This window comes from Streptomyces acidicola, from assembly GCF_009377235.1.
Taxonomy (GTDB): Bacteria; Actinomycetota; Actinomycetes; order Streptomycetales; family Streptomycetaceae; genus Streptomyces; species Streptomyces acidicola.
The window spans coordinates 18,372-39,425 of the sequence record NZ_VMNX01000050.1 but is presented as its reverse complement, the minus strand read 5'-3'; the positions used below and the strand labels follow the sequence as shown (position 1 = coordinate 39,425).

At 70.6% G+C, this 21,054-nt stretch carries 19 protein-coding genes and 2 pseudogenes; 12 read left to right on the top strand and 9 right to left on the bottom strand.

The genetic code is table 11. The features are described 5' to 3' along the window. Positions 1 to 33 precede the first annotated feature (33 nt). A pseudogene (locus FPZ41_RS16130) lies at positions 34 to 412 on the bottom strand (cupin domain-containing protein). Positions 413 to 680: 268 nt separating this feature from the next. Beyond that, a complete protein-coding gene (locus FPZ41_RS16125) occupies positions 681 to 1,154 on the bottom strand; it encodes an RrF2 family transcriptional regulator (RefSeq protein ID WP_152863254.1) in 474 nt (157 codons plus the stop codon). 181 nt (positions 1,155 to 1,335) lie between these two features. Here FPZ41_RS16125 and FPZ41_RS16120 point away from each other — a divergent pair, with 181 nt between their 5' ends. Then, on the top strand, positions 1,336 to 2,067 hold the full coding sequence (locus tag FPZ41_RS16120) for an SDR family oxidoreductase (protein WP_152863219.1): 732 nt from the start codon (positions 1,336 to 1,338) through the stop codon (positions 2,065 to 2,067). 42 nt (positions 2,068 to 2,109) lie between these two features. On the opposite strand, the gene FPZ41_RS16115 is transcribed toward FPZ41_RS16120, so the two are convergent. The 3 genes from FPZ41_RS16115 to FPZ41_RS16105 all read right to left on the bottom strand — a co-directional run bounded on the left by FPZ41_RS16115 (position 2,110) and on the right by FPZ41_RS16105 (position 5,040). After that, entirely contained in the window at positions 2,110 to 3,111 is a 1,002-nt protein-coding gene (locus tag FPZ41_RS16115; protein WP_322620301.1) for an LLM class flavin-dependent oxidoreductase, read from the bottom strand. 66 nt (positions 3,112 to 3,177) lie between these two features. Then, positions 3,178 to 4,203, bottom strand: coding sequence for a Gfo/Idh/MocA family oxidoreductase (locus tag FPZ41_RS16110; protein ID WP_152863217.1), 1,026 nt, complete (start codon positions 4,201 to 4,203; stop codon positions 3,178 to 3,180). A 48-nt stretch (positions 4,204 to 4,251) separates the two neighbouring features. Further along, a complete protein-coding gene (locus tag FPZ41_RS16105; protein ID WP_322620300.1) occupies positions 4,252 to 5,040 on the bottom strand; it encodes a TIM barrel protein in 789 nt (262 codons plus the stop codon). Positions 5,041 to 5,273: 233 nt separating this feature from the next. Between FPZ41_RS16105 and FPZ41_RS16100 the strand changes: the two genes are divergently transcribed. Continuing rightward, positions 5,274 to 6,320, top strand: a complete 1,047-nt coding sequence (locus FPZ41_RS16100) for a LacI family DNA-binding transcriptional regulator (protein WP_322620299.1) — start codon at positions 5,274 to 5,276, stop codon at positions 6,318 to 6,320. A gap of 12 nt (positions 6,321 to 6,332) precedes the next feature. Here the strand turns inward: FPZ41_RS16100 and FPZ41_RS16095 are convergent, their stop codons facing one another. The 3 genes and pseudogenes from FPZ41_RS16095 to FPZ41_RS16085 form a co-directional block, all read right to left on the bottom strand. Further along, positions 6,333 to 7,010: a response regulator transcription factor gene (locus tag FPZ41_RS16095; protein WP_152863215.1), complete on the bottom strand. Its 678-nt coding sequence runs from the start codon at positions 7,008 to 7,010 to the stop codon at positions 6,333 to 6,335. 73 nt (positions 7,011 to 7,083) lie between these two features. After that, positions 7,084 to 7,371, bottom strand: a pseudogene (locus FPZ41_RS50245) (MmyB family transcriptional regulator); the annotation flags it as partial. A gap of 362 nt (positions 7,372 to 7,733) precedes the next feature. Next, positions 7,734 to 10,541, bottom strand: coding sequence for a beta-L-arabinofuranosidase domain-containing protein (locus FPZ41_RS16085; RefSeq protein WP_152863213.1), 2,808 nt, complete (start codon positions 10,539 to 10,541; stop codon positions 7,734 to 7,736). Between the two features lie 357 nt (positions 10,542 to 10,898). On the opposite strand from FPZ41_RS16085, the gene FPZ41_RS16080 reads away from it, so the two are divergent. The 4 genes from FPZ41_RS16080 (at position 10,899) to FPZ41_RS16065 (ending at position 14,480) form a co-directional block, all read left to right on the top strand. Continuing rightward, a complete protein-coding gene (locus FPZ41_RS16080) occupies positions 10,899 to 12,119 on the top strand; it encodes a cytochrome P450 (protein WP_152863211.1) in 1,221 nt (406 codons plus the stop codon). A gap of 2 nt (positions 12,120 to 12,121) precedes the next feature. Further along, positions 12,122 to 12,790, top strand: coding sequence for a TetR/AcrR family transcriptional regulator (locus FPZ41_RS16075; protein WP_322620298.1), 669 nt, complete (start codon positions 12,122 to 12,124; stop codon positions 12,788 to 12,790). Between the two features lie 145 nt (positions 12,791 to 12,935). Beyond that, positions 12,936 to 13,136: a ferredoxin gene (locus tag FPZ41_RS16070; RefSeq protein WP_152863209.1), complete on the top strand. Its 201-nt coding sequence runs from the start codon at positions 12,936 to 12,938 to the stop codon at positions 13,134 to 13,136. Positions 13,137 to 13,247: 111 nt separating this feature from the next. Beyond that, positions 13,248 to 14,480, top strand: a complete 1,233-nt coding sequence (locus FPZ41_RS16065) for a cytochrome P450 (protein ID WP_152863207.1) — start codon at positions 13,248 to 13,250, stop codon at positions 14,478 to 14,480. Between the two features lie 112 nt (positions 14,481 to 14,592). Here the strand turns inward: FPZ41_RS16065 and FPZ41_RS16060 are convergent, their stop codons facing one another. Then, the gene (locus tag FPZ41_RS16060) at positions 14,593 to 15,360 is read right to left on the bottom strand and encodes an SDR family NAD(P)-dependent oxidoreductase (protein WP_131560344.1); all 768 of its coding nucleotides are present in this window, start codon (positions 15,358 to 15,360) and stop codon (positions 14,593 to 14,595) included. 183 nt (positions 15,361 to 15,543) lie between these two features. Between FPZ41_RS16060 and FPZ41_RS16055 the strand changes: the two genes are divergently transcribed. From FPZ41_RS16055 to FPZ41_RS16030, 6 genes are all read left to right on the top strand, one after another. Then, on the top strand, positions 15,544 to 16,059 hold the full coding sequence (locus FPZ41_RS16055; protein ID WP_152863205.1) for a MarR family winged helix-turn-helix transcriptional regulator: 516 nt from the start codon (positions 15,544 to 15,546) through the stop codon (positions 16,057 to 16,059). Positions 16,060 to 16,356: 297 nt separating this feature from the next. Further along, positions 16,357 to 17,079, top strand: a complete 723-nt coding sequence (locus tag FPZ41_RS16050; RefSeq protein ID WP_152863203.1) for a response regulator transcription factor — start codon at positions 16,357 to 16,359, stop codon at positions 17,077 to 17,079. Between the two features lie 367 nt (positions 17,080 to 17,446). Next, a complete protein-coding gene (locus FPZ41_RS16045) occupies positions 17,447 to 18,688 on the top strand; it encodes a cytochrome P450 (protein ID WP_152863201.1) in 1,242 nt (413 codons plus the stop codon). 52 nt (positions 18,689 to 18,740) lie between these two features. Further along, complete coding sequence (locus FPZ41_RS16040; protein WP_152863199.1) at positions 18,741 to 18,938, top strand: ferredoxin; 198 nt, start codon at positions 18,741 to 18,743, stop codon at positions 18,936 to 18,938. Further along, the gene (locus FPZ41_RS16035; RefSeq protein ID WP_322620297.1) at positions 18,935 to 20,119 is read left to right on the top strand and encodes an NAD(P)/FAD-dependent oxidoreductase; all 1,185 of its coding nucleotides are present in this window, start codon (positions 18,935 to 18,937) and stop codon (positions 20,117 to 20,119) included. The genes FPZ41_RS16040 and FPZ41_RS16035 overlap by 4 nt, the downstream gene beginning before the upstream one ends. Beyond that, the gene (locus FPZ41_RS16030; RefSeq protein WP_322620296.1) at positions 20,109 to 20,975 is read left to right on the top strand and encodes an SDR family oxidoreductase; all 867 of its coding nucleotides are present in this window, start codon (positions 20,109 to 20,111) and stop codon (positions 20,973 to 20,975) included. The genes FPZ41_RS16035 and FPZ41_RS16030 overlap by 11 nt, the downstream gene beginning before the upstream one ends. Positions 20,976 to 21,054: the final 79 nt, after the last annotated feature.

Sequence of the window (21,054 nt, the reverse complement as noted above, 5' to 3'; positions counted from 1 at the left end):
CCGGTCCCCGGCTTCCCGTATCGAACTCGCGGGTCAGCCCGCGGAGGGGCGCGGGGCACGCAGGTGCGCCCGCTCCTTCTGCTCCGCCTCGTCGACGAACGTGAACATCTCCTGACCCGGCGCGCACAGCATGAACACGACGAACTTGCTCGGCGTGTCCGACAGGGCGTTGCCGTCCTGGTTGTGGATCACGTCGCCACCCGGCTCCCAGAACGTCTCACCGGCCTGGACCACGCGCTCCGATTCACCCTCGAGCTCGAACCGGACCGCCCCCTCGATCACATAACCGAAAGCCGGCCCCGAGTGGCGGTGCGGAGCTGCCCCGGGGTGACCGGGGAGGGGGGCCACTCGACGAGGACGGTCATCCCGACGCACCCTCGGGAAAGAAGGGCGGTTTGACGTCCGCCGGCATCCTGGGTCCGAACGCCGCCGGGCTCTCCTGCCCGGCCGCCACGTCCACTGAGTCCTTCTCCGACACTGCGCCACACCTCCGTCGGCTTGCCCGGAACGGACGATCTCGTGTCGGCCACCGCTGTCTGGGCCGATGCCGGTCTCTCGTTCGGCGGTGACCCTGTTCGTCAAGTCCAGGCGCGCGCAACGTGCTTCGCAGCGAAGGCACAGTGCGGCCCGCGTCCGTCAGGCCGCGCGCCTTCAGCGGGCGTCGGGTGTCCGGGCCTGCGTCAGTCGACTGAGGTCAACCAGGTGCCGACACCGGCCAAGGTGCCGTCCCCGGAGTCGGACTCCACGTCGGTGGCCAGGTCGGCGATGGTGACAGCCCGCAGGGCCTCCCTGCGTGCCGACTCCGCGGCGGCCATGGCGCGGGCGATCGCGCAGGGCGCGGTGCACGACTCGGGCGGGGTCGCCAGCGGGCCGCGCCGGCGTATCTCCGTGCAGACGAATGCGTCGCCGGGCCCGTCCACCGCTTCGACGACGTCCAGCACCGTGATCTGCGCGGGGGATCGGGTGAGGACGTAGCCGCCCGACTTTCCCTGTACTGATCGCACGAGCCCGGCCCGTGAGAGGGCCTGGAGCTGTTTGGCGAGGTATGTGGGCGAAATATCGTGCAACTCCGCGAGCCGTGCGGCAGGCACAGGCACTTGCACGGATGTCAGCACGACGCAGCAGTGCAGTGCCCACTCCACACCGCCGGACATCTTCACGCCGTCATCCTAACAACGCCCCGCTTGACTCGGACATGTGTTGTCCGAGTATTATCCCGGATAAATGATGTCCGGGTTTGATTTCTGGGTACACCGGGACCCGTGGCCTCCAAAAGGCACATGTAGCCCATGGGGCGTAAATCGGGCAAGAGTCGCTGAAGATCAAGGAGTGGTCATGAAGATCGCAGTTGTCGGAGGAACCGGACTGATCGGGTCGCAGGTCGTGAAGAGCCTGAGGGCAGCCGGGCACCAGGCCGTGCCGCACTCCCTGTCCACCGGCCTCGACATCATCACGGGCCAGGGCCTGGAGGAAGCCGTCGCAGGGGCTGACGTCGTCGTCAACCTGAGCAACTCCCCGACGTTCGACGAGGCCTCGATCGATTTCTTCCGCACGTCCATGAACAACCTCCTGGCCGCGGCCGAGAGGGCCGGTGTCGGCCACTTCGTCGTGCTGTCCATCGTCGGTGTGGATCAGGTGCCCCAACTGGACTACTACCGGGCCAAAACGCTCCAGGAGGAGATCCTCACCGCCGGTCCGATCCCGTACTCCATCGTCCGCGCCACGCAGTTCATGGAGTTCATGGACGCGGTGATGTCGGAGACGGCCGAAGGCAGCACGGTCCGCCTGCCGCACACGCCGATCCAGCCCATCGCCGCGGCGGAGGTCGCCGGCACCGTCGCCGAAGTCGCCGCCGGCCCTCCGCTGAACGGCATCCTCAACATCGCCGGCCCCGACGTCTACACCCTCGATGATCTGGGCCGGATCACCGTCACGGTCAAGGGCGACGGGCGCTCGGTCGTCACCGATGACACCGCCGGCATGTTCGCGGCCGTCCCGGGCGACTTCCTGATCGCCCACGGTGATGCCCGCATCGCCTCGACCCACTACGCGGACTGGCTCGCCTGAGTCCGTTGGACCTGCTCCGGACGGTGCACTTGCTCGACGCCGTCAGCCGGCCTCGATGATCCGGGCAAGCCTCCGGTAGGAGTCCAGCAGGGCCTCACGGTCGTACGTGCTCGTGGTGACGAGGAGTTCCTGCGCACCCGTCTCCTTCAGCACCGTCTCCAGTTCGTGGGCGACCTGCTCCTCGGTACCGGCGATATGGCCGGTGAGGCCGGACTCGTAGAAGCCGCGTTCCCTGTCGGTCATCGTGCGGTTCTCGACCTCCCCGGCCGGCGGCAGGGGAGGGAACGTGCCGTGCGTGCGCGCGTGCGCCATCGACCAGGACTCCGGGAGCAGCAGACGCCGGGCCTCCTCGGGCGTGGCGGCCACCGCGACCGTGCCGGAGATCACGACGTACGGCTCCCGCGCCCAGGGGGAGGGCCGGAAGGCCGCGCGGTAGTGGTCGATGCCGCGCTGCATCTTCTCGCGGTTCCTCAGGTCGCCGATGACCATCGGCAGGCCCGCACGGGCGGCGATGCCGGCACCCTCGCCCATCGCGAGCACGAACGGCGGCACGGCCAGTCCCTCCGCCGGGCGCGCGTGCGCACGGGTGGGAGACGTGCCGCGGAACCAGCCGAGCAGTTCGTCGAGCTGCCCGGCGAAGTCGTCCGCGTCTGACTTGTCCCTCCCCAGGGCCCTGCGCACCCCGTCGGTGAAGCCGACGGACCGGCCCAGGCCCATGTCGATCCGCCCCGGGAAGAGGGACTCCAGGACCCCGAACTGTTCGGCCACGACGAACGGCTGGTGGTTGGGCAGCATCACACCCCCGGTGCCCACCCGGATACGTCGCGTGGCCGCCGCGACGGCCGCCGCCAGTACGGTGGGCGCGGAACCGGCGACTCCGGGTACACCGTGGTGCTCCGACACCCAGATCCGGTGATACCCCAGCTCCTCCAGCTCCCGCGCCAGCCCGACCGTGTCCCGCAACGCCTCGGCGGCCTCGTGCCCCTCACGGGTGCGGGAGCGGTCGAGGACCGAGAACCGGGTCTGCGCGATGCTTGAGCTCACATGGAGTTCAACGCCTGGAGCGCACCGGGATTCCCGGGCGGGGCGGGTGCCGCGTCACGCGTCGCGTCACTCGTTCTTGAGCTCGTCCACGCGGACGGGGCCGCCCGTCGTGACCGACTGGATGGCGGCGAGGGCGATCGACAGGGCGGCGCGGGCGTCCTCACCGGTGACGGCCGGGGCCCGGCCGGTGCGCACACTGTCGGTGAAGTCGGCCAGTTCGGCGACGTACGCGTCGTGGAACAGATCCTGGTCGTAGGTGACGCAGTCGGCGGCGACGCCGTCCGCGCCGTACGACGTGAGGTGGCTGCGCCGGATGTCGCCCATGGTGAGCATGCCGGCCGAGCCGAAGACCTCGCCGCGCACGTCGTAGCCGTACACGGCCTGGAAGTTGGCCTCGGCGGTGGCGAGGGCGCCGTTGTCGAAGCGGATGGTGACCACGGCGGTGTCGAGCAGGCCGCGGTCCTTGAAGTCGGGGCGGACCAGGGCGTCGGCCCAGGCGAAGACCTCGACCGGCTCGGCGCCCGGGTTGAGGAAGCGCAGGGTGTCGAAGTCGTGGATCAGGGTCTCCAGGAAGATCGTCCACGGCGGGATCGGCGCCGGGTCGTGCAGCTTCGGATCGCGGGTGAGCGAGCGCAGCAGCTGCGGGGTGCCGATACCGCCGGCGGCGATCTTGTCGTGGGCGGCCCGGAACCCGGTGTCGTAGCGGCGGTTGAAGCCCACCTGGAGCGGAACACCCGCCTCGCGTGCCGCGGCGATGGCGCGGTCGGCCTCCGACAGGGTGACGGCCATGGGCTTCTCGCAGTACACCGCCTTGCCCGCCCGGGCCGCCGCCTCCACGAGACCGGCGTGGGTACGGGCCGGGGTGGCGATCACCACGGCGTCCACCTGCGGATCGGCGAACAGGTCCCCGATCTCGGTGTACGCCGTCGGGCAGCCGAGCCGGTCACCGAGGCGCTGCGCCGCACCCGGAGCCGGGTCGGCCAGAGCGGCGAGCCGTACGCCGGGGAGGCGGTGGGCGAGGGTCTCGGCGTGGAAGGAGCCCATCCGTCCGGCGCCGATGAGACCGACGGCGAGGGGCTGGTGGGTGGTCATGCGGGTTCTCCGTACGTGGGTGGGAAGCCGGTGGATTGTCGCTGTGGGTCAGGCGGGGGTGAACGCGGTGCGGAAGCGCTCCAGTGCGCTTTCGCTGTCCTGGGAGGCCCAGGCCTCCATGGCGACCGTGCCGTCGTAGCCGAGATCGGTGAGGGCGCGGGCGACGGCCGGGTAGTTGATCTCGCCGGTGCCCGGCTCGCAGCGGCCGGGTACGTCGGCCACCTGGATCTCTCCGATCAGACCCAGCCCGTGGGCCCGGCGGACCAGCTCGATCAGGTTCCCCTCGCCGATCTGGGCGTGGTACAGGTCCAGGTTCATGCGCAGGCCGGGGCGGTCCACGGCGGCTACCAGCGCCAGCGTGTCGGCGGCCTTCGCGAACGGCACCCCGGGGTGGTCCACGGCCGTGTTCAGGTTCTCCAGGGTGAAGGTGACGCCGGCGCTTTCGCCCAGTTCGGCGACACGGGTGAGCGTCCGGTGGGCCGCGATCCACATCGGGCCGGTGGGCTCGCCCGGCACCGGCACCAGCGGCAGGCCCTCGCCGTCCAGACCGGTGCCGTGCAGGTTCAGCCGGGGGCAGCCGATCCGCTGGGCAGCCTTGACCGACTCCTCGGCGGTGCGCAGGAGTTCGGCCGCGCCGTCCTCGTCGGTGAGGCTGCCGCGGATGTAGCCGGTCATGGAGGAGAAGGTCGCCCCGGAGTGCTCCAGCGCGGTCAGGTCGTGCCGGGTCCAGTCCCAGATCTCGACCTGGAAACCGGCGTCGTGGATGCGCCGGGCCCGCTCCTCCACGGGTAGGTCCCGGAAGACCATCTCGGCGCAGACCGCCAGTGTGTACGTCACGACGCTCCCTCTCTCTGGGATACACCCGGGGATTGACCCGGACTGGAAATGACTAGAACGTTCTAGGGATCGAGCAGCAGTACGCCACTCGCCGGACGTCCTGTCAAGGCTTCGTGGAGCCTGATGACTAGAACGTTGCAGTAGTTCCGGCCAGCGTGTTCTCCGCTTCCCGTCTGGTCTACGATCGACGGCTGGAGGAGTGGACCGAGCAGGACCGAGCAGGGAGGCAGGCGGTGCCACCGACCCCAGGGGTCCCGGAGGGGAAGCGCCCCACGCTCGCCGACGTGGCGGCGCGGGCCGGCGTGTCCGTCGCGCTGGTCTCCATCGTGATGCGCGGGGCCAAGGGCGCCGGCGCAGCCACCCGGGAGCGGGTCCTGGAGGCGGCGCGGGAGATCGGCTACCGGCCCGACGCCCGCGCGCGGCTGCTGCGCAGCAACCGCTCACGGCTGCTCGGCGTGCAGTTCGGCCTGCAACAGCCCTTCCATACCGACCTGGTGGAGGGCGTCTACGCCGCCGCCGAGCCCGCCGGTTACCAGATCGCCCTCAGCGCCGTCGCCCCCAGCCGCGGTGAGCGCCACGCCGTGGAGACCCTGCTGGGCGACCGCTGCGAGGCGCTGATCCTGCTCGGCCCGCAGGCCCCCGCCGCACTCCTCGCGGAACTGGCGGCCCAGTTGCCGGTGGTGTCCGTGGCCCGGCGGCTGCGTCCGGCCGTGCCCGGCGTGGACGTGGTCCGCACCGCCGACGACGAGGGCGCCCGCCGGGCCGTCGACCACCTCGTCTCCCTCGGGCACCGCGACATCGTCCACATCGACGGCGGCAGGGCACCCGGTGCCGCGGACCGGCGCCGCGGCTACCGCACCGCCATGAACCGTCACGGCCTCGCCGACCGTGCCCGCGTCCTGCCCGGTGGTCTGACCGAGGAGGACGGCGCCGCGGCCGCGCGCACCCTCCTCGGCGACGACCCCCGGCCCACCGCCGTCGTCGCCTTCAACGACCGCTGTGCCACCGGAGTCCTCGACGCGTTCCTGCGCGCCCGCGTCCCCGTGCCCGACGAGATCTCCGTGGTCGGCTTCGACGACAGTCACCTCGCCCGTCTCGCGCACATCGACCTCACCACCGTCGGCCAGGACGTCCGCCGCCTCGCCGACCTGGCGGTGGGCCGGGCCGTCGCACGGCTGGAGGGCGAGGCGGCATCCGACGGCGAGACCTCCGGCAACGAGACGGTGATCGCACCCCACCTCGTCATACGCAGCACCACGGCGGGCCCGCGGAACGGCTAGTTAGGTCGGCGGTCAGTCCGGCGGTGCCGCCCGGACGAGGCCCGACTGGTAGGCGATGACGACCAGTTGGGCGCGGTCGCGGGCGCCCAGTTTCGCCATGGCGCGGTGGACGTGGGTGCGTACGGTCAGCGGGCTGACGACCAGCTTGCCGGCGATCTCGTCGTTGGAGTGCCCCTCGGCGGCCAGCGCCATGACCTCGCGCTCGCGGGTGGTGAGGGCGGAGAGGGCGTCGGGCGGGCCCAGCCGGGTGCTGGGCGCGAGGGTGCTGAGGAAGCGGGTGATGAGGGTGCGGGTGGCGACGGGGGAGAGGAGTGATTCGCCGGACGCCACGGTGCGGATGCCGTCCAGGAGTGCGTCGGCGCTGACGTCCTTGCCGAGGAAGCCGCTCGCACCCGCGCGCAGCGCCCGGGCGACGTACTCGTCGATCTCGAACGTGGTCAGGATGAGGACCCGGGTGCCCGACAGCTCCGGGTCGGCGCAGATCGTGGTCGTGGCGGACAGACCGTCGGTGCCCGGCATCCGGATGTCCATGAGGACGACATCGGGACGGTGCACGCGCGCCAGGTCGACGGCTTCGGTGCCGTCCGTGGCCTCGTCGACCACCTCCATGTCGTCGCAGGAGTCGATCAGGATGCGGAAGGTGGCCCGCAGGAGGGCCTGGTCGTCGGCGAGCAGGACACGGATGGGCATGGGTAATCGTACTTCCGGTCGCACGCACGGTCGCACGGTCGTTTCTCGCGCTCACCGGGTGGAGACGCATGCTTCAGCGGTGGCCGTCAGTGACGGTCGCCGTCCCGGCGTCCTCGGTGGCGGCCCAGGCGGACAGCAGCTGAAGGGCGTCGTGGGCGGGCGTGCCGGGTTCCGCGCTGTAGGCGGTGAGGGTCAGCCCCGGATGCGCGGGCAGCGCCATCGCGTCGAAGTCGAGGGTGATGTCACCGACTTCCGGGTGGCGGAAGGACTTGCTGCCGGTGAGGTGCAGGCGCACATTGTGCTTGGCCCAGGCCGTACGGAACTCGTCGCTGCGGGTGACCAGTTCGCCGATCAGCCCGGCGGTAACCCAGGATCCTTAAGAGTTCCAGAGACGCTAAGCCGAGGTGACCGGCTCAGCGTCCGGCGGGGCGGCAATCCCAGGGTGTGCCCGACCCGGAAGGGTCAGGCACAGTCCAGATGTCGGCAACGCGTCCCACTCGGGGAAGAAGTCGCGGCCTGCCGGGTTCAGGAACTGGACGGCGAAGGTGGGGGGCCTGTCAGTACCCGTCTTCGCAGCCGGTTCCGGTGCCTGAGCTGCCGGAGGAGCCCCCCTGCCCTGCAGGTGATCGGAATGGGCAGGCGAATCATTACAGGGAGCCACGGGCGCCGAGTGCACCGGCCCCCCCGGAGCAGCACGCGCGCCCGATCCCCCACGATCCGCCGTCAGTCCACGTACCTCGCGTTCTGCGCCGTGGTGACCACCTTCTGTCCGTCGACCTGGGAGAGCAGGCCCGCCGACACCCACGAGTTCACCGTCGACCGCACCCGTGTCACCAGTGCCCCCTTGTTGGCGAACGGCGCCCCCGCCCAGATCTCGTCCAGGAGCGTCGTACCGTCGGGCTTCGCCGGGTTGGCGACCTCGGAGTCGGTGTTCCCGAAGACGACCTTGGGCTCGGAGCGCCGGACGTACGCGTGCGTCGGGTCCTCGGTGCCCTCGTGGAAGGGGGCGAACTCGACACCGTTCAGCGTGTAGTGGAGCGGCCTGCCCGGCACGGGGGTGAGCGAGGGCAGCAGGTCGCCGGAGAGCGCCGCGTTGCCGTACAGCCCGACCTGGAGATGGCTGGTGCTCGCGTCGCGGCCGACCAGGTTGACCGGACCGTAGAACAGCGTCTGCAGGGACGGGTCGTCGAGCGCCTTCTCGACCCGCAGCCGGAACGGGACGGTGACGCGTATGGTGTCGCCGCTGCGCCAGGTCCGGGAGGGGACGGTGAAGTAGCTGCCCGCGGCCGGAGTGCCGCTGACCGCGCTGCCGTTGACGGTCACCCGGAAGCCGCTCGTCGCCCACGACGGCACGCGCAGCTTCAGCTCGAAGGCCGCGCTGCCGCCGCCGACGGTGAGCGTGGAGCCCTGTTCCCTCGGGTAGTCCGTGGTCTGTGTGACGGTGACGCCCTTCTCGGACCAGGTCAGGGTGGAGGGGCTGTACAGGTTGACGTACAGCGCGCTGCTGTCGGCCTTCTTGAAGTACACCGAGTCCTGGTACTTCGTGGCGCTTTCCATGCCGGTGCCCTCGCAGCAGGTCGTGCCCTGCTTGGGGGTGTAGTCGCGCACGTGCCCGGGCCTGAGGCCGATGAAGTACGTGACGAGCGGCTTCTCCGCGTCCGCCTTGTCCTGCTTCGAGCCGAGGACCTGGTTGTACAGGGCCCGCTCGTAGTAGTCCATGTACTTCGGGTCCTGGTCGTGGAAGAACAGCATCCGGCTCAGCTTGAGCATGTTGTACGCGCAGCAGGACTCGGCGTTGGTGTCGCTGATCGTGCCCGCGATGACCCCGCGGGCCTTCCAGAACTCGGCCGTGCTCGTCCCGCCGATGCCGTACATGCGGTGCGGGACGACCATGCCCCAGAAGTTCTTCGCGGCGGTGAGATAGCGGGTCTCGCCCGTCGCGTCGTACAACCGGACGTAGCCGGTGAAGATCGGGATGTGCTGGTTGGCGTGCAGGCCGTCGAGCGTGTCGGTGTTCGCGGCGCAGGCGTCGATGAGCCTGTCGAGGTCGAACAGCTTGGCCAGCGCGAGGTGTTCGGCCCTGCCGGTGATCGAGTGCAGGTCGACGATCGTCTCGACGATGCCGCCGAACTCGCCGCTGGAGAAGATGCCCCACATCCGCTGCAGGGTGGCGTCGGGCAGCTTGGACAGCTGGGAGTGCATCCAGTCGCACATGCCGGACGCGAGGTCGAGCGCCCGGTCGTCGTCCGTGGCGAGGTGGGCGTCCAGCAGGCCCTTGAGGATCTTGTGCGCGGTGTAGTACGGCGCCCACACCTTGGTGTAGTCGCCGCTGGTCATCGACTCCAGCTCGATGAACTGGGTCTCCGGGTACGCGGCGAGGAACCCGGGATGGCTCGGCCCGCCCCAGGTGCGGCGCAGGGTGGCGGTGAGGCCTCGGCCGGAGGCGTCCGCGAAGGTGCCGCCGGTGGTCTCGGAGAAGTCGTACGACGCCAGGTCGCCCCGGCCGGCCGGGGTCGCGGAGGCCGGGTCGTTCTGGAGCGCCGTGATCTCGGCGGCGGTCAGGGCTCGTGACCAGATGTTGAACTCGTCGAGGGCGCCCGCGAACACCGGGTCGGCCGAGAAGTTGGAGCGGCCCAGCCAGTTGTTTCTCAGGGTGCCCAGCGCCGCCGGGTTGAGGGTCATCGACGTGTTCCGGGCGACGGCCGCGCCGTTGACGTACAGCGTGCCGGTGCTGCCGCTGATCGTCACCGCCAGATGGCTCCACCGGTCGAGCGGGAGTGCGGCGGTGCCGTTGAGTGCCTGCTCGCCGCCGGGTCCGCCGGTCGTGATGGCGAAGCGCGGTACGCCACTGCCGTTGCGGGCGGCCAGATACAGGTAGCGGGTGGTGTTGTCGCCGAAGTCGAAGACCCGGGTCCAGTTGGCGTCGTGCGTGGGCTTCACCCAGGCAGACAGGGTGATCGCCGGCGCACCGCCGAGCACCGCGGCCCGCAGGTCGATGTACTGGTACGAGCCCCGGACGTTCTCGTGGGCGGTACCGAACCGTCCGGTCACGCTGAGCACGCGTGGGTCGCGGCGCAGCGCGTCACGTACCTCGGTCAGGGCACCGACCATGGTCCGGATCTTGTCGGCGTACGCCTGGTCCCCCGTGGACGCGTAGGACTGCGACAGCATGGTGAGGAAGTGGCCGGTGTAGTGGCCGCGCAGATTGCCGTTGGCCTCGCCGTCCAGCCCTTCCCAGCCGCCGGGGGCCACGGCGCCGCCCGTGGAGAGCCCGGCGCCCGCGCGGAAGACCTGGAGCAGCCGGTTCACGTCGTAACCACGCCCGTGGTCGAGCATCAGCCGGCGCTTGGCGGCGAAGACGCCCGGGCCCAGCTCGACGTCCTTCAGTTCGAACGGCCGCAGGGTCCAGGCGGACGGCGCCGGCACCGTGGCCGCGGCTGCCCGTCCGGTGGCGGCGTACGTCATCGCCGGTGCCGCCGTGCCGAGCAGCGCGGCCTGGAGGAGGGTTCGTCTGGGGAGGGCCGGTGCCATGCGTTCCTCGTCTCTGCGCGGGGGTGGGGACGGGCGGTGCCGGGCAGGGTCACAGATCGTTCGAAATGTCGAACGCCGTACGGAAGATCGACCAGAAGATAGATTTGGAGTGCGACCACGTCAACGCTTCCGGCGAGTTCTGTTCCGGTTGATTCGGTGTACTGCGGGATCTCGGCGTCTGTCGTGGGCGATCTGTGTCGGAGGTGGGGACGTGTCTGAACAGTGCGCAGTGCGGCTGGTCGCCGTACCTCGCCCCCTTGGCTGGAACTCGGCACGTTTTAAGTCAGTTGCTTGACTTGGCTGAGGCGGGTGGGATTGCCTGGGCTCGTAGCGACCACCGGATCACAGGAGGACGCGATGAGTCCGAGCGACGGCGACCAGCCGCCCAGCTACCCCATGACCGGGGCGACGGCCCTGGCCGCCCCCGCGGAATGGGCCGAACTGCGCGGGCAGTGCCCCGTCGCGCGGGTGACACTGCCCAGCGGGGACGAGGCCTCGCTGCTGACGCGCTACGAGGACGTCAGACAGGTGCTGGCCGACGCCCGCTTCAGCAGGCAGCTGAACGCAGAGGGCGCGGCGCGGTTCTCGGACAGTGACTCGGGCGGCGTGTTCAACAGCGAGCTGTCCACGGCGCTCCCGCAGAGCGGTGAGGAACACCAGCGGTGGCGCCGGATGGTGAGCAAGTGGTTCACCGCCAAGCGCATGGCCGCCCTGCGCCCCAGGATCGACGCCATGGCCGACCAGCTCATCGACGGCATGCTGGAGCACGGCCGTCCCGCGGACCTCAAGGCGCACCTGGCCTTCCCGCTGCCGGTGTGGGTGATCTGCGACCTGCTCGGCGTACCGGACTCCGACCGCGACCGGTTCTCGTACTGGTCCGACACCATGCTCAACCTGACCCGCTACCGGCAGGACGAGGTCGACGCGGCCCAGGCGGAGTTCACCGACTACATGGCCACCCATGTGGCCGCGAAGCGGAAGGCCCCGAGCGACGACCTGCTCAGTGAACTCACCACCGCCACCGCGCCCGACGGCTACCGGCTCAGCGACCGCGAACTCGTGGCCACCGGCCAGGGCCTGCTGGTCGCCGGGCACGAGACCACCGCGAACATGATCGGGAAGATGGTGGCCATGCTGCTGTCCGACCGGCAGCGCTGGGAGAGCCTGCTGGCCGACCCGTTGCTGGTCCGGTCCGCGGTGGAGGAGGCCCTGCGCTTCGACGCCAACGCCGGCGTCGGGATGCCCCGGTACATCGGCGAGGACATCGAGGTCTCCGGCACGGTCCTGCCGGCCGGCACGACCGTGGTGTGCAGCATGGCCGCCGCCAACCGGGACGAGACCGCCTTCGACGGCGCCGAGGAGATGACGCTCGGCCGCAGCCCGAACCCCCATCTGGCGTTCGGCGTCGGCCCGCACTCCTGCCTCGGTCAGGCCCTGGCCCGCACGGAACTGCAGACCACCCTCGATGTGCTGTTGCGCCGTCTTCCCTCGCTGGACCTCGCCGTCCCGGCCGAGGACCTGCGGCGGCTCGAGGGACTCGCCGTCGGGGGCCTGAGCGAAGTCCCGGTGCGGTGGTGACCGTGGCGGACCGGACGGTGAGGGCGGACAGGACGGTACGGGCGGAGCGGGCCGGTGTCACGCGGGAGCTCATCCTCACCGCGGCGGAGCGGCTGTTCGCCGAGCACGGTGTGTACGCCGTGTCGAACCGTCAGGTCAGCGAGGCCGCCGGCCAGGGCAACAACGCCGCGGTCGGCTACCACTTCGGCACCAAGGCCGACCTGGTCCGCGCCGTCGCACGAAGACATGCCGAGCAGATCGAGGAGATCCGCGCGCGGCTGCTGACCGCGACCCGCGACTCCAGCGACGTACGGGACTGGGTGGACTGTCTGGTGCGGCCGATACCCGAGCACCTGGCGGCCCTCGGCAGCCCCACGTGGTACGCGCGGTTCTGCGCCCAGGTGATGACCGACCCGGCGCTCCACCGGATCCTCGTCGAGGAGTCCCTCGCCTCCGCGTCCCTGCGGCAGATCGTCGACGAGGTGAACCGGCGGCTGCCCGACCTGCCTCCCGAGGTTCACGCCGAGCGCGGCGCCATGGCCCGCCAGCTCATAGTGCACATGTGCGCCGAACGCGAACGGGCCCTCGCCGAAGGCACTCCTACGCCCCGGGCCAGCTGGCAGGACACCGCCACCGGCCTCGTCGACGCCATCCTGGGCCTGTGGCTGGCCCCGGTGACGCACCGCCCATGACGACGTCCGGGGCTCCGCCGCCCCGGAGTCCCGGAGTCCCGACCGGACCCGACCCCATCCCTGAACCGAATTCCTGACACTTCCTCACACGCGACTCGACCCGTTGCGGCCCCGAAAGAAAGCCCGCGGACAGGGAGAAGCGACCATGAAAGTAACCGCCGACCAGAACAAATGCTGCGGCGCCGGCAATTGCGTGCTGCTCGTACCGGAAGTGTTCGATCAGCGGGAGGAGGACGGCATCGTCGTCCTCCTCGACGAGGAACCCCCGGAGCACCTGCGGGCGGCGGTCCGTGAGGCCTCCGACATGTGCCCCGCCAGTGCCATCGCCGTGCACGAGGACACCTGAGCCGTCCCGGGCGCACGCTCCGACCCCTCTCGACGCCTTTCGACCCCTCCGTACCCCATGCCCCCCACCACACGTCACGAGCCCGCAGGGGCTCAAGGAATGGGTGAACCGATGACCATCACGTCGAACCCGGCGGAAGACCGCGCGGCCGACTCCGGGATCCTGTCGTTTCCGATGGACCGGGCGGCGGGCTGCCCGTTCGATCCGCCGCCCCGGCTCCAGGCCCAGCAGCAGGAGGAGCCGCTCTCCAGGGTCCGCATCTGGGACGGCAGCACGCCCTGGTTCGTCACCCGGCACGCCGATCAGCGCGCCCTGCTGGGCGACCCCCGGGTCAGCGCCGACGCCACGCGGCCCGGCTACCCGAGGTCGGCCCCCAGCAACGGCCGGAACAACATCAGCTTCATCCTCATGGACGATCCCGAACACGCCCGGCTGCGCCGGATGGTGACGGGTTCGTTCGCCGTCAAGCGGGTGCAGGCGATGCGCCCGGCCGTGCAGAAGATCGTGGACGATCTGATCGAGGAGATGCTGGCCGGCCCCAACCCGGTCGACCTGGTCCAGGCGTTCGCGCTGCCCGTGCCCTCACTGGTCATCTGCGAACTGCTCGGAGTGCCGTACGACGATCACGACTTCTTCCAGCGCAACAGCAGCGCCCTGGTCAAGCAGAGCCTGTCCGTCGAAGAGCGGACGGCCGCCCACGGCGCACTCCTCACCTACCTCGACGACCTGATGGGCGAGAAGCTGGCCCACCCCGCCGACGATCTGCTGTCCAGCCTGGTGACCCGGGTCAAGGACGGTGAGCTGTCCCGCAACGAGGCGGCCCAGATGGGCGTGCTCCTGCTCCTCGCCGGGCACGAGACCACGGCCAACATGATCGCCCTCGGCACGGTCGCCCTGCTGGAGCACCCCGACCAGCTCGCGCGGCTGCGCGACACGGACGACCCGAAGGCGATCGCCGCGGCCGTGGAGGAACTGCTGCGCTACCTCAACGTCACGCACAGCGGGCGGCGCCGGGTCGCGCTGGAGGACATCGAGGTGGCCGGGGAGGTGATCCGCGCGGGCGAAGGGATCGTCTTCCCCAACGAGATCGCCAACCGGGACGCCGAGGTCTTCACCGACCCGGACCACCTCGACCTGGGACGCGACGCCCGCCGTCACGTGGCTTTCGGCTTCGGGGTGCACCAGTGCCTGGGCCAGCCGCTGGCCCGGCTGGAGCTCCAGGTCGTCTACAGCACCCTCTACCGGCGCGTCCCCACGCTGCGGCTGGCCACCGAGGCGGAGAAGTTGCCCTACAAGCACGACGGTGCGGTCTACGGCGTCTACGAACTACCGGTGGCCTGGTGACCGCTCCATGAGGAGGGTCCCGTCACCGGCCTGGGCCGGCGGCGGGACCCTCACTGCCGTGGCCGCGCAGCCGACAGCGGCATCGGCGGAGTGTCCAGGGCAGGGGAGTGCGTCAGACGGCGGCCCAGCCGTCGTCGACGGGCAGGACCGCGCCGTTGATGAACGCGGCGGCGTCGGAGGCGAGGAAGACGATCGCGGCGGCCTGCTCCTCGGCGCTGCCGAGCCTGCCGATGTTGGCGCCGATGAACTGCCCCACGACCGCGGGCCCGTGGGCCTCGTTGTCGGCGTCGACCTGGATGCCGGTCATGGTGGGGCCGGGGGCGATGGCGTTGGCGCGGATGCCCTGCTTGCGGTACATGACGGCGAGGTTCTTCACCAGGCCGATCACACCGTGCTTGGAGGCGGTGTAAGCGGCACCGGCGGCGCTGCCCCGCAGACCCGCCTCGGAGGCGGTGAAGACGATGCAGCCGCGCTCCGCGGCCAGCATGTGCGGCAGGGCGGCCCGGGTCAGCAGGAAGGGGGCGGTCAGGTTGACCCTGAGGACGCGCTCCCACTCGGCGTCGTCGACGTCCGCGAGGGCGGACATGCGGTCCATGACCCCGGCGTTGTTCACCAGGACGTCCAGCCCGCCGAAGGCCTCGACGGCCCGCTCGACGACCGTGTCCACCACCGTCTGGTCGCTCAGGTCACCTATGACGGCGAGAGCGGTGCCCCCGGCGCTCTCGATCGACTTGACGGTCTCCTGGGCGCCCTCCGGGTTCAGGTCCGCGACGAGGACCTTCGCGCCCTCCTCGGCGAACCTCAGAGCCGCGGCCCGGCCGATGCCGCCTCCGGCGCCGGTGACGACGACACTGCGGTCCTGAAGCCCGGTGGTGTTCATGCTGTCTCCTCATTTCGGTGTACGGGTCATTTCGGTGTACGGGCGGACGGGGCCGCACCGCGCCGCTTGCCGGTGCCGACCGACCGGCTTCTTAATTGCGTCAGGCAAGCATATGAGAGTTACTTGAGTCAAGCAATCGCAAGCTGTTGCTTGACTTAGGCAAATGTCAGTAAGGTGAGGTCCATGCCCACACCACCGCTGGCAGATGCCCCCGCGCCGGAAGTGATCGAGATCGAGCGGGCCCTGACCCGCGCCGCCTATCTGACCGGCCGGGCCCGGCAGCACGAGCGCCTCATGGCGTCGGCCGGGGTGTCGCTGGACCGGGCCGCCGTGACGGTGCTGCGCCAGATCGCCGACTCCAAGCCGCTGCGGCCGGGGGAGTTGGCCGACCGGCTGGTGGTCGAGGCGTCCCATGTCACCCGGCAGGTGCAGCAGCTCCAGAAGGCCGGCTACGTCACGCGCGCCGTCGACCGCGACGACCGCCGTGCCCAGCGCATCGAGCTGACTCCGACGGGGCGGTACGCCGTCGACCGCATACAGGAGGTGTGCAGGCGTGGCATGCAGATGTCGCTGGCCGACTGGTCGCCCGAAGAGCTTCAGGACCTCGCGGCCCTCGTCCACCGCCTGGTCGACGATTTCCTGGCCCATGTCGAATCGACCGCGGCTGAAGCGCCGGTCCTGGCCGCGCCTCCCGCCTGACGGCCGGGGTACCGCACCATGCGAGCGGCTGCCCGTTGCCCGTCGACGTTCGGGCGCGCGCGGTGCTGTGCCGCCGCTTCTGAGGGGCGGTGACGGCTGGTACGGCCGTCGTGGTCCGGGCTTTTGGGGTCGAGGTCCCCGCTCCGGCGCGCTGCGTGCCGCGTCCCCTCCGAGACCGCCGCCGTACCCCTCGCTCTTCCACTCTCTCGCGCCCCCATGGGGCCTTCAGTGACGCCCGTGTGTGCCGGCCGCCGCCGTCCCGGTGTGTGGCACGAGCCCTGGATGAATGGTCTTCCCATGTACGGCAGCAGCAGTGAGAAATCCTCGGTCGCTCGTGGAGAGGGCCAGCGCGTTCTGATCCTCGCCGACGATCCGGGTACGTCCGAACTGCTCTCGACGACGCTGGAACTGGCGGGCTATCGGACCGGCACGACGACGACGGTCGGCGAGGTGGTGGCACAGCTGGCCGACGAATCGGTCGACCTCGTGATCGTCGACACGACGTTGCCGGACCTGGAGACGTTCGACGGGGGGCACCGCCCCGTGGTCGCCCACCGCCCGCCGGTGCTCCTCCTGACCGCCTACGACGAACTGGGCAAGATCCTTCCGGAACTCGGGCTGGGGGAGCTGGACTACGTCACCAAACCCCTTCGGATCGCCGAAGTCCTGGCGCGCGTCCAGGTGTTACTGCGCGGCAGGGTGCTCTCACGGTGGGAGGGCGTGCTGGAGTACGGCGATCTGGTGCTGGACGACGTCACCTGTCAGGCACGGCGCGGACAGCGGGTGCTGGACCTCACGCCCGCGGAGTTCCGGCTGTTGCGCCATCTGCTGGGCAACGCCCACAAGGTGCTGTCCAAGGAGCAGATCGCCCGGTACGTCTGGGGCGAGTACCGCGGGGACAACGCGATCGAGCAGCTCGTCTCCCGGCTGCGGCGCAAGGTGAACCAGGGCGGTCCGGCGCTGATCCACACCCGCCGCGGATTCGGCTACTGGCTCGGTCGCCCGGGAAGCAAGGCGTGAAGTGAGTCTTGTGTGAAGTTAATCAAGTAGCAAACGCGTCACTGCGGGGGTGGCCTGCGGTACGCCCTTCGGTGTCCCGGGGCGGGTGGCGGGGGCGGTCTCGTGGAGGTCCTTCTTGCGGGCTTCGGTGTCTGCTCGGGTGCGCGGGGGTGCCGTATGAACTGCCCTGTCAGGATGGCTGGTTGGGTACTTCTGTCCTGTTCTGCTGGTTCGGCGGCGAGGTGGCGGACGTGATCCGGGTCACGTCAGCTTTCTGTCAGGAAACGGTCCGGGGGGCGTCAGGCAACTCTGTTTGCATGTGTTCATCGAGGCCTCGACTTCACCCGGCGCTCCGCTTGGACCGGAGCCCCCACCACCGAGGAGAGACATGGCCGACACCCTGGCCGGCGCCACGCCCGACGCGGCCCCGGAGGTTCCCGAGTACCCGATGCCCCGGGACTTGCGCTGCCCGCTCGCTCCGCCGCCGGCCCTGGAACCCCTGCGGGACGAGCAACCCATCGCCAAGGTCCGCATCTGGAACGGCAGTACGCCCTGGCTGATCACCCGTCACGCCGACCAGCGGGCACTGCTCACCGACCCCCGCGTCAGCAACGACGACCACGAGCCCGACTTCCCCCACGTCAACGCCCATCGGGCCGCGATCGCGCCGCACACGCCGAAGCTCATCACCAACACCGACGCCCCGGAACACACCCGGCTGCGCCGGTCGGTCAACGCCCCGTTCCTCGTCAAGCGGATCGAGGCCATGCGGCCCGCCATCCAGAAGACCGTCGACGACCTGATCGACACCATGCTCGCCGGGCCCAACCCCGCCGACCTGCTCACGGCGTTGGCGCTGCCCCTGCCCTCCCTCGTCATCGCCGACCTGCTCGGCGTGCCGTACAAGGACCACGGGTTCTTCCAGGAGAACAGCAACCGCGCCCTCGACAGCTCCCTCACGGCCGAGGAGGCGTCGGCCGCGAGCCGGGCGCTGGGCCAGTACATGGACACGTTGTTCCGGGAGAAGCTCGACAACCCGGGCGACGACGTGCTGTCCGAGATGGCCGGCCGGGTCAAGGCCGGCGAGATGGCCCACCAGGAGGCCGTCAACATGGGCGTCGCCATGCTGATCGCCGGTCACGAGACCACCGCCACGATGATCAGTCTCGGCACCCTCGCCCTGCTGCAGCACCCCGACCAACTCGCGCTGCTGCGCGAGAGCGACGACCCGAAGTTCATCGCGGGCGCCGTGGAGGAACTGCTGCGCTACCTGTCCATCGTCCACTCGGGGCTGCGCCGGGTCGCCAAGGAGGACATCGAGATCGGCGGCCAGGTCATCCGCGAGGGCGACGGCATCCTCTTCGACCTGCACGCCGCCAACTGGGACCCGCAGGCGTTCCCCGAGAGCGAGCGACTGGACCTGAGCCGCCCCGCGCGTCAGCACAACGCGTTCGGCTACGGACCCCACCAGTGCCTCGGCCAGAACCTGGCCCGCCTGGAGCTCCAGGTCGTCTACGGCACGCTCTACAAGCGCGTTCCCACGCTGAGCCTGGCCGCTCCGATAGAACAACTGCCGTTCAACCACACGGGTACCACCTACGGCGTCAAGTGCCTTCCCGTCCGCTGGTGACGTACCCCCGGAACGAAACCAACCCCCCCCACAGATGACCGAGGAGCAGACCATGCGTGTGGAACTGGACGAGCCGAAATGCGTGGCGTCGGGGCAGTGCGTCATGGCATCCCCTGAGGTGTTCGACCAGCGGGAAGACGACGGCGTCGCGATCCTGCTGGAGGAGAGGCCCGGCGAGGAACTCCTCGACGGTGTCCGGGAGGCCGTGGCCATCTGCCCGGCGGCGGCGATCCGGCTGGTGGAGGAGTGAGGCGCATCGTCGTCGTGGGCGCCTCGGCCGCAGGACTCGCGGCGGTCGAGACGCTGCGCCGCGAGGGCTACGACGGCACGCTCACCCTCATCGGCGACGAACCGCACGCCCCGTACGACCGCCCGCCGCTGTCCAAGCAGCTCCTGGCCGGTGAGTGGAGCCCCGAGCGGCTGGCGCTGCGCCACTCGGCCGACCTCGGCGCCCTCGATCTCGACCTGCGTCTCGGCATCGCCGCGACCGGGCTGGACGTGCCGGGCCGAAGGTTGCGTCTGGCGGACGGTTCGACGGTGCCGTACGACGGTCTCGTGGTCGCCACCGGGGTGCGCCCGCGCCGGCTGCCCGGTGAAGGCGCCCATGTGCTGCGCACCCTCGACGACGCCGTCACCCTGCGGGACCGGCTGGAGCCCGGAGCACGGGTGGTCGTCGTCGGCGCCGGGTTCCTCGGGGCGGAGGCCGCCGCCGTGGCGTCGCGGCTCGGCGCCGAGGTGACCCTGCTGGAACCGGCGCCCGTGCCGCTCGCCCACGCGATCGGCGACGAGGTCGGGCAGGTGCTGTCGCGGGCCCATCTGGACCACGGGGTGAACCTGCGCACCGGAGTCACCGTGACCGCGGTGACCGAGGACGGGGTACGGCTCGCCGGCGGTGAACTCGTCGACGCCGACGAGGTGCTGGTCGCCATCGGCTCGCTGCCCAACACCGAGTGGCTCGCCGACAGCGGCCTGTCCATCGGCGACGGGCTGAACTGCGACGAGTACTGCGAGGCCGCCCGGAACGTGTACGCCGCCGGTGACGTCGCCCGCTGGTACAACCCGTTGTTCGGGGTGCCCATGCGGATCGAGCACCGCACCAACGCCGCCGAACAGGGCATGGCCGCCGCCCGCAACCTCCTGCGGCCCGAGGCCCGTAAGCCGTTCGCGCCGGTGCCGTACTTCTGGTCCGACCAGTACGACATGAAGATCCAGGCGTACGGCTACCTGCGTGGCCACGACGAAGTCGCCGTCGTGGAAGGGGACTTGGAGGAGCGCCGGTTCGTGGCCGCCTACCGCACCGGCGACCGGCTCACCGGCACCCTCGCCGTCGGTATGCCGCCCAAGGCGATCCGGTCGTGGCGCCAGGCCATCGCGACCGGCGCGACCTGGCGTGAGGCCGTACCCGTAGGAGACACCGGCGATGACCGCTGACATCAAGGAGGCCGCCATGGCGGATCGTCCCACTGACGAGCGCGGCGACGTGGTCGTGGTCACGGGCGCGGGAGGCATGGGCACGGCCATCGCGCGCCGCCTGGGGAGCGGGCGGACCCTGTTCCTCGCCGAGGCCTCGCGCGCACAGCTCGACCTGGCCGTGGCCGCGCTCACCTCCGAGGGCTATGCCGTACACGGGGTACTGACCGACGTGTCCGATCGCGTCTCGGTCGAGAAGCTCGCGGAGGAGGCCGCCGGCGAGGGCCGCCTCTCCGCCGTCGTGCACACCGCGGGCGTCTCCCCGGCAACCGCGTCGGCGAGGACGATCCTGGAGGTCAACCTCCTCGGCACGGTCCATGTGATCGACGCGTTCGAGAAGGTGGCCACGCGCGGCACCTCGCTCGTGGTGATCTCCAGTATGGCGGGCCACTACGCCTCGCTGAGCCGGGAGGACGAGGCCGGGCTCGCCACGGCTCCGGCCGAGGACCTCCTCGGGCTCGACGCCGTCGCCGCCGTCGGAGACGACGCGGGCACCGCCTACATGGTGTCCAAGCGCGCCAACCACGTACGGGTGGAAGCGGCCGCGCTCGCCTGGAACCAGCGCGGGGCGACGGTCAACACCGTCAGCCCCGGCGTGATCTCCACCGCGATGTCGCAGGCCGAGGCCGAGTCGCCCAGCGGCGAACACATGCTCAGGATGCTCGACGACTGCGGCGCCGGCCGCACCGGCACACCCGGGGAGATCGCCGAGGCCGTCGCGTACCTCACCGGTCCGCAGGCGCGGTTCATCACCGGCACCGATCTCCTCGTCGACGGCGGGCAGGCCGCCTGGGTACGCCGGCACATGCGGCACTGAACCATCACGCCGACCGGACGCCGCGCCCACGCCCGGGCCCGGCGTCCGGTCAGGCGTATTCCCGTGATCAGCCGAGGAC